Source organism: Streptomyces iconiensis (genome assembly GCF_028657195.3).
Taxonomy (GTDB): domain Bacteria; phylum Actinomycetota; class Actinomycetes; order Streptomycetales; family Streptomycetaceae; genus Streptomyces; species Streptomyces iconiensis.
Genome location: NZ_JANCPR020000057.1, coordinates 33,023 through 45,019, shown reverse-complemented (window position 1 = coordinate 45,019; position 11,997 = coordinate 33,023). Strand labels below are relative to the sequence as shown.

Annotated in this window: 9 protein-coding genes; 2 read left to right on the top strand and 7 right to left on the bottom strand. The window is 72.7% G+C overall.

The window, feature by feature from the left end; translation table 11 throughout:
• Positions 1-13: 13 nt before the first annotated feature.
• The 5 genes from NMN56_RS36915 to NMN56_RS36895 form a co-directional block, all read right to left on the bottom strand.
• Positions 14-799, bottom strand: coding sequence for a GntR family transcriptional regulator (locus NMN56_RS36915; RefSeq protein ID WP_274039445.1), 786 nt, complete (start codon positions 797-799; stop codon positions 14-16).
• Positions 800-1,043: 244 nt separating this feature from the next.
• Positions 1,044-2,261, bottom strand: a complete 1,218-nt coding sequence (locus NMN56_RS36910; protein WP_430542811.1) for a serine hydrolase domain-containing protein — start codon at positions 2,259-2,261, stop codon at positions 1,044-1,046.
• Between the two features lie 324 nt (positions 2,262-2,585).
• Positions 2,586-3,251 carry a response regulator gene (locus tag NMN56_RS36905; protein WP_274039447.1) on the bottom strand — a complete coding sequence of 222 codons (666 nt, stop codon included), beginning with the start codon at positions 3,249-3,251 and terminating at the stop codon, positions 2,586-2,588.
• Positions 3,244-4,446, bottom strand: coding sequence for a sensor histidine kinase (locus NMN56_RS36900; protein WP_274039448.1), 1,203 nt, complete (start codon positions 4,444-4,446; stop codon positions 3,244-3,246). Before NMN56_RS36900 ends, NMN56_RS36905 begins: the two co-directional genes overlap by 8 nt.
• A 53-nt stretch (positions 4,447-4,499) precedes the next feature.
• A complete protein-coding gene (locus NMN56_RS36895; protein WP_283742546.1) occupies positions 4,500-5,375 on the bottom strand; it encodes a putative protein N(5)-glutamine methyltransferase in 876 nt (291 codons plus the stop codon).
• Between the two features lie 201 nt (positions 5,376-5,576).
• Here NMN56_RS36895 and NMN56_RS36890 point away from each other — a divergent pair, with 201 nt between their 5' ends.
• On the top strand, positions 5,577-6,248 hold the full coding sequence (locus NMN56_RS36890; RefSeq protein WP_274039450.1) for a maleylpyruvate isomerase family mycothiol-dependent enzyme: 672 nt from the start codon (positions 5,577-5,579) through the stop codon (positions 6,246-6,248).
• A 199-nt stretch (positions 6,249-6,447) separates the two neighbouring features.
• Here NMN56_RS36890 and NMN56_RS36885 read toward each other — a convergent pair whose 3' ends face one another.
• Positions 6,448-7,854 carry an FAD-dependent monooxygenase gene (locus NMN56_RS36885; protein ID WP_274039451.1) on the bottom strand — a complete coding sequence of 469 codons (1,407 nt, stop codon included), beginning with the start codon at positions 7,852-7,854 and terminating at the stop codon, positions 6,448-6,450.
• Positions 7,855-8,058: 204 nt separating this feature from the next.
• On the opposite strand from NMN56_RS36885, the gene NMN56_RS36880 reads away from it, so the two are divergent.
• Complete coding sequence (locus NMN56_RS36880; RefSeq protein ID WP_274039452.1) at positions 8,059-11,169, top strand: NACHT domain-containing protein; 3,111 nt, start codon at positions 8,059-8,061, stop codon at positions 11,167-11,169.
• Between the two features lie 13 nt (positions 11,170-11,182).
• Here NMN56_RS36880 and NMN56_RS36875 read toward each other — a convergent pair whose 3' ends face one another.
• Positions 11,183-11,692 (bottom strand): GNAT family N-acetyltransferase, encoded by a 510-nt coding sequence (locus NMN56_RS36875; protein ID WP_347178706.1) that lies wholly within the window; start codon positions 11,690-11,692, stop codon positions 11,183-11,185.
• Positions 11,693-11,997 lie beyond the last annotated feature (305 nt).

The following is an 11,997-nucleotide window of genomic DNA, read 5'->3' as shown; positions in this document are numbered from 1 at the left end:
CACGCGCTCAGTCCTACGCCGGCGGTGTGCCGGGGCGCCGGGCGAGGGAGCCGGACGTGGCGGAACTGTGCACGGTGAAGGCCACCGTGCCTGGCAGATAGCGGTCCTCCGACCACTCGATCGGAGCCCCTGCGGGGTCCGTGCTGCGCCGCCGCTCCCGCAGCAGCGGTTCGCCGGGGCGGCAGCCGAGCAGTTCGGCGTCGTCCTTGTCGGCCTGGACGAGATCGAGGGTGTGCTGGGCGTCGGCGAAGAGCACGCCCTGTTCTTCGAGCCGCACGGTGTACGACACGGTGTCGGCGTCCAGCTCCGCGACGAGTGCGCCGATGGCCTCGGGGTAGACCGTGCGCTCCACCATCACGGGCCGCCCCGAGAGCGTACGGACGCGCAGCATCCGGCAGACGCGGGCCCCGTCGTCCAGCCGGAGCTGCTCGCGCTCGGTGCCGTCGGCACGGTCCAGGTCGAGGCGCACGATCCGGCCGCCGGGTTCCTCTCCCATGGAGCGGGCCCAGCGGGTGAAGCTGAGCAGCTCGCCGAAGCTCTGCACGTGGGCGGTGCGCAGCACGACCCGGCGGGTGCCGCGGCGGGAGGTGACGAGGCCGTTGGCGCGCAGCACGGAGAGCGCCTGCCGGATGGTGCCCCGCGAGACGCCGTACCGCTCGGCCAGCTCGCCCTCGGCGGGAAGCCTGCCCCCTGAGCCGTAGGCACCCTCGGAGATCTCCCGCCCCAGGTCGGCCGCCACCTTCCGGTACAGCGTCAGCGGCCTGGCCGCCTTCGCGCCGCCTTGAGTCGCGCCGTCCACCACTGCCGCTCTCCCGTGCGCCGTCCTTCGCCGTCCGTTCCTCCGCGAGCCTAGCCGCGCCGCGCACGTGCGCGGCGCGGCCCTTCCCGCCCGGGCGGGGTGCGCCGTACGGTCACCGGGCTCCGCCGCCCCGAATCGAGTTGTACAGCCAACTAGGACAGTGAGTCCTGGCCCCGGAGAGGACCGTGACCCCGCCCAGCCGACGGGCCGCCGCCCTCGCCCGCGCCCGCGGCGTCCGCGGTGGTCACTTGGACGGGCTCGCGGAGGGGCGGGGCTTGCCCAGCATGTTGCAGGCCGCCGCGTCGACGAGGGCCTTGTTCGCCTTCGCGGCCGACGGTTCCTTGATGCCGAAGTTCGTGCTCGTCAGGACCGCGACACTGCGCTTGCCGCTCGCGTCGGTGTAGACCTCGCTGGAGTAGCCGGGCAGGCCGCCGGTGTGGCCCCAGACGGTGCCGCAGGGCGTGTTCACCTTCATCAGGCCCAGCCCGTACCCTCCGCCTTCCTCGGGCGCTGCGACAGTGGTGCGCATCTGCTTCAGCTGGGCCTTGGGCAGGAGCTTGCCGGAGGTGAGCGCGGTCAGGAAGCGCTGCCAGTCCTGCGCGGTGGAGACCATGCCTCCCGCCGCGCCCGCCCAACTCGGGTCGATGCCGGTGGTGTCGACGTTGCCCCGGGGACGTTCAGGGCCGACGAAACCCACGCCCTTGGGCAGGTCGACGGTCCCGGAGAGGATGCCCCTGAGCCGCTTCGCGTCCGGTTCGTAGCCGGTCACATGCTCTTTCCCGGTGCTCCAGCCGGCGTCCTCGGCCAGGAACGAGTCCTTCATCCCCAGCGGCTTGGTGATCTTCTGCTCGATCAGCTCGGCCAGGCTGCTCCCGGTGGCCTTCTCCACGATCAGCCCGAGGGCCGCGTAGTTGGCGTTGCTGTAGGAGTGCTTCTCACCGGGCCCGGCCGGCGGGTCCTGCTGAGGAGTGATGGCGAGGAGCTCCTTCGGCCGCCAGGTGCGCGGCTTCTGGCCCGTGAGGGAGGGCAGGAACTCCGGGGTCAGCAGGAAGTCGCCCAGCCCGCTGGTGTGGTTGAGCAGCATCCGCACGGTGATGTCCTCGCCGCCCTTGACCACGCCGGGCAGCCACTTCTCCACCGGGTCGTCCAGGCCGACCTTGCCCTTGGCCACCTGTTGCAGAACGAGGGTCGCGGTGACCGTCTTGGTGTTGGACCCGAGCCTGAACTGGTCGTCGGCGGCGAGGCGGTGATCTTCCTTGGTCCACGCGGCCTGCCGTGCGATCTCCACGGGCGCACCCTTGCCCCGGTCGACCCGGACGATCACACCGAGGGAACCCTTGTCCGCCGCCTTCTGCGCGAGACCGGCCAGCCGCTTGCCGGCCGTCTTGCCGCCTGCCGATGTCTTCACCGAGCCCGAGCCCGATTCCGAGTCGTCCGAGCAGGCCGCGAGCCCTCCGGCCATACCGGTCACCAAGGCCACCGTCAGCGCTCCGCGCAGTATCCGGCGGCGAGTTGATGAGGAGGTGGAGACGGACATGGCAGTTCCCTTCGGCGCATGACAGTTGGCTCGTGCGGAGCGCCCCGGAACGCTTCCCGTGAGGGGGTTCGCGGGTCCCTGCGCACAGCAACCATTCAGCCAGCGCCGAGCCACCGGCACATCGCTCGATGGCGGGCCTTCCGCAGGTCACCGGTCATCCCAAGGAGTGATACGAGCCAAGGAGCGACACGGCACGCCGTCGCGGACAGCGCCCGCACGGCGCCACGCTGCCCCGTACGCCGCACGCGGTCAGGGCAGCGTGTTCCTGACCAGCACGGCCGCCTGCGCCCTGCTCTGACAGCCCGTCTTCGTGAGCATGCGGCTGACGTGCGTCTTGACCGTGTGCAGGCTCACCACGAGCCGGTCGGCGATCTCGGCGTTGCTCAGTCCGTCCCCGACCAGCCGCAGCACGTCCAGCTCCCGCTCGGTGAGGTCGCTCAGCCGGGCCAGCTCCTGGTCGTCGGGCCGCTGCCTCGCGTTCAGATGCCCCTCGATGATCCGGCGCGTCACCGCGGGGCTGAGCGCGCTGTGCCCGGCCGCCGCGGCGCGCACGGCGCCGGTCAGCTCCTCGTACGCGCTGTTCTTCAGCAGGAATCCGGACGCTCCGGCCGCCAGCGCCTCGTCGACGTACTCGTCCAGGTCGAACGTCGTCAGCATGAGCACCTGGCTGCGCCCGGGCCCGAGCAGTCCCCGGCGGCCCAGCTCGGCCAGCGCCCACAGCCCGTTCCTGCGCGGCATGCGGATGTCCAGCAGCACCACGTCCGGCCGCAGCCGCGCGCACGCCTCGACGGCTTCCTCGCCGTCACCCGCCGTACCCGCGACGGTGAGGTCGGCCTGGCTGTCCAGGATCGCGCTCAGTCCCGCGCGGATGACCGGCTCGTCGTCCGCCACGAACACACTGATCCGCTCAGGCACGTTCCTTCTCCAACGGCATCGTGGCGACGACGCGGAAGCCGCCGTCACCTGTCGGTCCAGCGGTGAGCCGCCCGCCCAGCGCGTCCACCCGCTCGCGCATGCTGACCAGGCCGAGCCCGATCCCCGCGCCGGCCGTGCCGCGCCGTGCCCCACGGCTGTTCTCCACCTCGCATCGCAGTCGTCCTGCCGCGCCGTCGACGAGGAGCCGTACCGGCGCCCCGGGCGCGTGCCGGCGCGCGTTGGACAGTGCTTCCTGCACGATGCGGTACCCCGCCGTCTGCACCGGAGCGGGCAGCGACTCCAGCGCGGTCCCCGGTGTTCCCTTCCGCACCTCGACCGTTCCTCCCGCGGCGCGGTGGCTGTCCAGCAGTGCGTCCAGCTCACCGAGTCCCGGCACCGGCTGCAAAGGTGCCGCTTCCGCCGGGTCGCGGAGCACCCGCAGCAGATCGCGCAGCTCACCACCGCTCTGCCGGCCAGCAGCCGCCAGGCCGTCGATCTGCGTACGGGCCCAGTCGGGCAGTTCGTCGCCGCGTGCGCGCAGGGTCTCCGCGTGCACGACGAGCAGGGTGAGCGAGTGCGCGACCACGTCGTGCATCTCGCGCGCGATCCGCGCCCGCTCCCGCTGTGTGGCCTGTGCGGCCTCCAAGCGCTGCGCGCGGCTCGCCTCGGCCGCCCGCTGCTCGGCGGCGGCGAGCAGCGCACGCCGGCTACGGGAAGCGAAGCCCATCGCCCACGCCAGCAGCATCGGTGCCAGCGCCGCGAGGACGTCCAGGCGGCCCTGGAACTCACTGGCCTCGGCGGTCATCCGGTTCGCCCACAGGCCGAGCAGGGAGATCGCGCCGCCGCAGCCGAGCAGCACCGAGACGGTACGCGCCCAACTCGTGCAGAGGCTGCCCAGGCTGTAGAGGAGCACGGCCAGCGGCACGAAGGCCATCGGGGTCAGCTTGGCTCCCTCGGCCGCGCCTCCCACCAGCGCCGCCACGAGCGCGCCGAAGCCCAGGACGAAGGCCGTCGCCGGCAGCCGCCGGCGTAGCAGCACCATCACCGCTGTCACCGCCTCGTACCCGATGAGCGCCGACCACGCGGGCCCCGACGTATCGACGTACGGCTGCGACAGCAGCGGCGGCGCAAACGCCAGGACAACCAGACCGGCATCGGCGCCCCACCTGGGCCACTTGCCGTCAACCACTCTCATCCGCCCGACACTAATGCGCTCGCGCACCGCTCTTCATCGCTCCTAAGAGCGACTCACGACCGTGAGGCAGGGGTGGCCGTGACGACGGTGGCTTCCAGGTCGTCGTCGGTGATGGTGCGGGAGGTGTAGCCGCAGGCGGTGAGGAGGTGGGTGGCGGCCGGGGCCTGGTGGGGCGTGGTCTCCGTGAGGAGCGTGGCCGTGGGCGAGAGCCAGGGCAGTGCCGCAGCCGCCACGCGCCGGAGGAGGGCGAGGCCGTCGGGGCCGCCGTCCAGCGCCGTACGGGGTTCGTGGTCGCGGGCCTCGGGCGGGAGGAGTGGGATGTCGCCTGTGGGCACGTAGGGAACGTTCGCCGCGAGTATGTCGATCCGGCCGCGCAGCGAGCCGGGCAGCGCGTCGAAGAGGTCGCCCTCGTGGACGTGGCCGCCGAGCCCGTCGAGGTTGCGCCGCGCGCAGCGCACGGCGGCGGGGTCCACGTCGGCCGCGTGGAGCACGCCCCGGCCCCCGAGCGCGTCGAGCACGGCAGCGCCCACGGCACCGGTGCCGCAGCACAGGTCCAGTACGACGGGGGCCGCCGGTGGAGCGGGAGCGAGCGCCACAGCGCACCGTACGAGGAACTCCGTACGGCGGCGCGGCACGAACACCCCCGTGTCGACGGCGATGCGCAGTCCGGCGAACTCGGCCCAGCCCAGGACGTGTTCGAGCGGGAGCCCGGAAACGCGCCGTTCGGTCATGGCGGCCAGTTCGGCGGGGGCACGGGCCGTGGCGACGAGGAGCCGGGCCTCGTCCTCGGCGAACACACAGCCCGCTGCGCGCAGCCGCGCGACGAGCGAGTCGGGGGGAGCGGCCGGAGGAAAGGCAGAGGCTGACGCCGAGGCGGAGGGCGCGTGGGCAGACGAGGGGGGAAGCGAGGGGGAAGCGTCGGGTCTCATGGGGGCCTTTCGGGTACCTACGGGCGCTCCCTGACCGGCCCTATGAAGGGCGTGACGTGCGGTCGTGAGGTGAGAGCACCCGGCCTGATACGGCGGAAATGGGTCTCACCTCCTCGTTTCTTCGCAGCGTTCGAACATCCCTGCCGAACGCGAACCCTACCCTTCAGCTCGGGCCCTCGCACCTCGTAGGGTGACGGCACTATGAGCGCCGAACGCGATGCCGAACTGCCCGGACGTCTCCTGCGGTCCGAACGCGATGTCTTCCTCCCGCTGTTGCGCGCGGCGCCCGAGGCGGACTTCTCGCTCCCCACCGCTTCGTGCCCCGACTGGAACGTGCGCCAGGTCCTGGCGCACTGCGGCGCCGCGCTGACGCGGATCATCGAGGGCCGCCTGGAGCGGGGCGTCTACTCCGACGCCTCGAACGCCGCCGATGTCGCCGAGCGCGACGACTGGCCGCTGGCACGCGTGCTGGACGAGTTGGAGCGCGGCATGACGGAGGCCGGCCCGCTGATCGCGGGGCACACGCACGGGCGCCTCGACACGGTGGCGCTCGGCGAGTGGGTGCACGCCGGTGACGTACGGGACGCGTGGGGCCTGCCGGGCGCGTACGCGGACACGTCGGCGGGCGGGGACGTGCCGGCGCTGCTCGTGATCGCGAGCACGGTACGCAAGGACACCCCTCGCGTCGAGGTGGCCCTCACCGACGCGTCCCCCGCCACCCTCTCCCTCGGCAACGTGCACGAGGACCGCGCCCCGGCCACGCTCACCGCCGACACCCCCACGCTCATCCGCCTCTACACCGGCCGCCCGCTGGCCGCCTCCTCGTACGTACTGGAGGGGGCGAGCCCTGACGAGCTGTGCATCTACGGGTAGGGGCTCGCGTTGGGAGCCTTGCGTTTGAAGCCGTGGGTTCGAAGCCGTGCGTTTGAAGCCTCGCGTTGAAGCCTTGGGTTGGGGGCCTTCGTGGCCAGGGCCCTCGTGCCGTGGGCCGAACCGTGACCCTGCCGCAACCATCCGGGGCGGGGCGGCAGGAGCCCGAGCGGGCGGCGAGGCCCCTCGCGGGTGGGGCGCGTCAGTAGTCGCGCGGTGTGTAGCCGTCGATGACGTCGTAGAAGTCATCGCCGTAGTCCGGCACCCGGGTCCGCGTGCCGGCGCTCGCCGTGGCTTCGCCACCGGCGGGGAAGTCCGCTGCGGCACCGGCCGAGCGGCGGGCAGCTTCCCGGAGGGTGTGCGCGAGCGCCTGGTTGGCGGTGACGTACGCACGCAGTTCCCGCTCGTAGGCGGCGAAGGCCGCGACGTGGTCGCCGCCCGCCGCGTGGAGTTCGCCGGCGAGGGTGTACGCGCCGAGCAGCGCCATGCTGGTGCCCTGGCCGGAGGCGGGCGAACCACAGTGGCCCGCGTCGCCCACCAGCGCGACCCGGCCGCGCGACCAGGAGTCCATATGGATCTGGGCCACCGAGTCGAAGTGGAAGTCAGGCGCCTCCCACATGTACGAGAGCAGCCGCGGCATCTCCCAGCGCGCGTCGGCGCAGTACCGCGCGATCAGCTTCTTCTGCGCCTCGGGGTCGCGGAGCTGCGTCTCCCCCGGCTCGCTCTGGAGGAGGGAGTCGTCCTCGATGACGACGTAGACGCGTGCCTCCGTGTTGCCGCGCACGCTCATCACCAGGGCCTGCCACGGGCCGCTCTCGGGCTGGTGGGCGATCTGCCAGCGGTCCAGGCCCAGGTAGTTGGGCGCTGTCCACACGCTCAGGTGGCCGCCCAGCGGCCGGATGTACCGCTCCTCGGGCCCGAACGCGAGTGCCCGGGTACGCGAGTGGATGCCGTCGGCGCCCACGACGAGGTCGAACGTACGCTCCCGCCCGCTCTCGAACCGCACCCGTACTCCGGCCGCTCCGCCCACTCCGGCCGCTTCCCCGCCCCCGCCGTCAGCGCCGTTGGCCCCGCCGTCGTCCGCGCCGTTGGCCCCGCCGTTGGCCCCGCCCCCGCCGTCAGCGCCGTCCGCCGCGCCGTCGGCCCCGCTGCGGGAACGGCCGGCCTCCCCGGCCCCGGTGGCACCGCCGACTCCACTCGCCCCGTCCTCCTCCAGGTTCTCGATCGAGTCGCCGAAGAGGTACTCGATGTCGGGGCCGCCCGCACGGACCAGAAGCTCTGCCAGATCGTCGCGGAGTATCTCCACGTCGGGCCTGTCCAGCCTGCCGCCGCTGGCGGTGGCTTCCGTCGTGCTGAACAGTTCCCTGCCTTCGCCGTCCACCATCGAGATACCGCGCAGGTCCGTCGCCCTGGCCCGGACCTCCGGCAGCAGGTCCATGCGCTTGAGTACCTCCAGCGCGGGCCCCCGTACGTCGATCGCCTGCCCGCCCGGCCGCAGTTCCGGCGCGCGTTCGACCACCGTGACGCGGAAGCCGTACCGCTTCAGCCAGTACGCCAGCGCGGGCCCGGCGACGCTCGCGCCCGAGATCAGCACCCTCTCGTTCCTCATCCGTCCGTCAGCCCCTTCGCTCCTCGTCCGTCCATCCCCCGCAGCGACCCCGGAACCGTTCTCCGTGGCCTATGCAACGAGTGTGACCCTGCGCCCCTACAGCCCGCCGACAACGGACCGACACCGGGCCGACACTCCACGCGCAGCCCCCGTACGCTCGTGCTCGCCCACCCGTCCCGCTCACCCGGAAGCGGAGGAACACCCGTGCAGGGTCTGGAAGTTGCCCTCATCCGCCTGGCGACGACGCTCGCCGGAACGGTCGCCAAGTCGCTGCTCGCACCCCGCCACGGGGCCGGCCTGGTGGCGAAGCCGACACGGTCCCTGCCGGGGCGCCCGCAGACCCCGGACCGGCTGGCGCGCACGCTCGGGGCGCGCCTCGCCGACGCCGGCTACGCCGACCTGCCCGAACACGAACGCCGGGCCGCCGTCGACAGCGTGACCGCGACCCTGGAGGGTGCGGGCCCCCTGACGCCCGAGCAGCTGTTCGCGCTGGAGCTCGACCCGGAACGGCTCCGCGCCACGCTGTCGGCTCCGCCGGACGGCGCGAGCCCGCGCGCCACCGCGCTGTACGGGGAACTGCTCGGGCTGTCCTGCGCCCACCTCGTCGAACAGGTGACGGCGCAGCCCACGTTCCCCGCGCGGGCCGCCGTCGAGCAGTCCCGCGCGGCGGCCCGCACCGAGCGCCTCGTCCGTGACGTAAGGGAACGCGTCGGGCGGCGACCCGACGCCGAGGCGCTCGCCTTCGAGCAGCGGTACGCCGACTTCGTCGCCGAGACCCAGTGCCGCATGAGCCTCTTCGGCCTCACCCTGGGCCGCACCGCGCGCGAATGGCCCCTCGACACCGCCTACATCAGCCTCGCCGTCGCCGGTGAGGACACCCACCAGGAGCGCTTCGGGATGCCGGACGCCGCGCACGCCGCACCCGTGAGCGTCAAGGCCGAACAGGCCGTCTGCACCGCCGACCGCACCCTTCTGCGCGGGGCGGCGGGCTCCGGCAAGAGCACCCTCGTCCAGTGGCTCGCCCTCAACGCGGCCCGCCGCACCTTCGCACCCGAACTCGCCGACTGGAACCGCTGCGTCCCCTTCGTGCTGCGCCTGCGCTCCTTCGCCACGACCGGCGAACTGCCCACGCCCGGCGACTTCCTGCGTGCCACCGGCGTCCCCTTCCACGCCGCAGCGCCGCCGGGCTGGGCCGACGGGCTCCTGCACGAGGGCCGCGCGCTCGTCCTCATCGACGGTGTGGACGAGGTGCCCGCACGCCTGCGCGGACGCACCGAACGCTGGCTGCGCGATCTCCTCGTCGCCTACCCCGGGGCCCGTTACGTCATCACCACCCGCCCCTCGGCCGTCGCCGAGGACTGGCTCGCGCCGCAGGGCTTCGCCTCCCACACCCTGCTCCCCATGGAACGCGACGACATCCACGCCTTCGTACGCCACTGGCACGACGCGGCACGCCGGGAGTGCGCCCAGGAGTCCGAGAAGGCTCAACTGGCCACGTACGAGACGGCGTTGCTGCACGCCGTCACCACACGCCGCGACCTCGGCCGGCTCGCCACCAACCCCCTCATGTGCGCGCTCCTCTGCGCCCTCAACCGCGACCGCCGCATGCACCTGCCCCGCGCCCGCAAGGAGCTGTACGACGCCGCGCTCGACATGCTCCTCGTACGCCGCGACACGGAACGCGAGGTCGCCCGCGTCGAGGGCGTCGACCTCACCCGCGAGGAGCAGACCGCACTGCTGCAACGGCTCGCCTACTGGCTCATCCGCAACGGACAGGCCGAGGCCGAACGCTCCGAAGCGGTCACCATGCTCGCCGAGTGGCTGCGCGCCATGCCCCAGATCGACGGCACGCCCGAACAGGTCTTCGCCCACCTGCTGATCCGCAGCGGCCTCCTGCGCGAGCCCGCACCCGGCCACATCGACTTCGTCCACCGCACCTTCCAGGACTACCTGGGCGCCCGCGCCGCCGTCGAAGCCCGCGACTTCGGCGTCCTCGTACGCAACGCCCACGACCCCCAGTGGGACGACGTGGTGCGGATGGCCGTGGGCCACGCGCGCACCGACGAACGCGCCACGCTGCTACGGAAGGTGCTGAAGCGGGCCGACACCGAGGAGTCGGCCGCCCACCGGCTGGTGCTGCTCGCCGCCGCGTGCCTGGAGCACGCCCCGGAGCTGGACCCCGACGTACGGGACGAGGTCGAGCGGCGAACGGCAGCGCTGCTGCCGCCCACCCTGGAGGATGCCGAACTGCTCGCCGGGGCAGGCGAGTTGGTTCTTGAGCTGCTGCCGGGCCCCGAAGGACTGGACGAGGACACGGCGGCTGCGGTGGTGCGGGTCGCGGGGCTGGTGGGGGGCGACAGAGCGTTCGAGCTGATCGGCCGGTTCCAGGAGGACGGACGGTGGACGGTCGCGCGTCAACGCGGCCTCGCCTGGGAGCACTTCGGGACCGAGGAGTACGCGCGCGAGGTGCTGGCGACGAGTGCCCCCGGCACCGCGTCCGTTCCCGTGACAACGGCCGAGCAGCTGCACGCCTTGCGTCACCTCCCGGACGTCCAACGTGTCATCCTCAACGGTCCGCACAGCGACCTCGCGCCCCTGCTCGTGGCGGCCCGCCTCGACACCCTGTTCCTGTGGCGGAACTCCGTACTCAGCGACCTGTCACCCCTCGCCGGGCTCCCCTCGCTCCGGTCCGTCTCCCTGCACACCTGTACGCGAGTGGCAGACCTCTCTCCGCTGAGCGGGCCCGGCCTCACCATCCTGCAACTGGCCGACGTGAGCCCTGGGGTCTCCCTGGAGCCGTTGCGGGACATGCCCGGCCTGGAGCAGTTCGTGCTTCACTACCCCGCACTCATCGAGAGCCTGGAGGAGCTTCCGATCGGTCCCCGACTGCACACCCTCCGGCTGTCGCGCGAGGTGCGCTTCGCACGGCTCGACGGCATCGAGCGCTGGGAGGAACTGCGCTTCCTCGCACTCGGCGGAGGGACGCAGCTGCGCCGGCTGCCCGGCTTCCCCTCCCTCGCCCGGCTGACCGGCCTGGCGGTTCACCTGGTGGAGGACATCGACATCCGGGCCGTCACCCATCTCGCGGGGCTCGAACTGCTCCGCTTCGGCCTGTGCGGCCCGATCCCCGACCTGTCGCCCCTGCGCGAACTCCCCGCGCTCACCACCCTCGAACTCAACGGTTGCGCCATGGACGGCCCACCCATCGACCTCGCACCGCTCGCCGACCTCGACCGCCTCACCGTTCACCTCACCGAGGACTCCCACATCACCGGCACCGACCACATCCCGCCGGAACGCCTGGTCCGCAGATGAGGACCAGGGCGGCTCAGCGCACCGCCACCTCGTAGATCAACTCCCGCCCGTCCTCCTCGTCCCACTGCTCTCCCACGTGGGAGAAGCCGAAGGGCGCGAGGGTGGCGAGGGACGCGGCGTTGTCGGGCGTGAGGGTGGCCCGGACCGTGCGTACTCCGGGTGCTTCGGTCGCGCGGCGCAGCAGTTCGGTGAGGGTGGCGCGGGCATAGCCCTGGCGGCGGTGTTCGGGTACGACGGCGTAGCCGACCTCGACCATGCCGTTCTCGTCGGGCGGGCCGTGGAAACCCCCGTGTCCCACGGCGACGCCCTCCTCGTTCAGCACGAGCTGCCGCACACACCACGCGGCCCCCTCGGGGTCGCTCGCCATCTGCCCCAACCGGTAGCGCCAGAGCCACCGCGCCCGCTCCTCCACGAGGAACCCGGGCAGTTCGACGCCCAACAGCGCCCCCGCCTTGTCCAACTCCCCCGCCGCCAGGGCCTCCATGGCCTCGGCACCCAGCTCCACACACTCGATTCGCTTCACCTCGGAATCATCGCCGCGCCGCCGACCCCGCGCGAACGGTTTTCGCCCGCGCCCCGCGCCCCGAAAACCGGTGGAAGCGGGCGGATGCGGAGGGTGGGATGCCGTGCGGTACCGACGACGGGGGGGCGGGCCCGTACAGCGCCGCGACACCTCACGGAGATCCTCACGGAGTCCCCACGGAGATCCTCACGGACGTGTGAGCGGTGCGCTTACGCGCCATCACGCGCACGGGGGACGGGAATTGGCCGGGCCAGGGCGGGTACCTGTGACGCCCTGGACCGGCCCGGAACGCGTCACGGTCACGC

What these genes read in the sequence shown, in the direction of transcription:
- NMN56_RS36910 (WP_430542811.1), bottom strand. Translation starts at nt 2,261, where the DNA reads ATGGCCGGAGGGCTCGCGGCCTGCTCGGACGACTCGGAATCGGGCTCG.
- NMN56_RS36900 (WP_274039448.1), bottom strand. Translation starts at nt 4,446, where the DNA reads ATGAGAGTGGTTGACGGCAAGTGGCCCAGGTGGGGCGCCGATGCCGGT.
- NMN56_RS36895 (WP_283742546.1), bottom strand. Translation starts at nt 5,375, where the DNA reads ATGAGACCCGACGCTTCCCCCTCGCTTCCCCCCTCGTCTGCCCACGCG.
- NMN56_RS36890 (WP_274039450.1), top strand. Translation starts at nt 5,577, where the DNA reads ATGAGCGCCGAACGCGATGCCGAACTGCCCGGACGTCTCCTGCGGTCC.
- NMN56_RS36885 (WP_274039451.1), bottom strand. Translation starts at nt 7,854, where the DNA reads ATGAGGAACGAGAGGGTGCTGATCTCGGGCGCGAGCGTCGCCGGGCCC.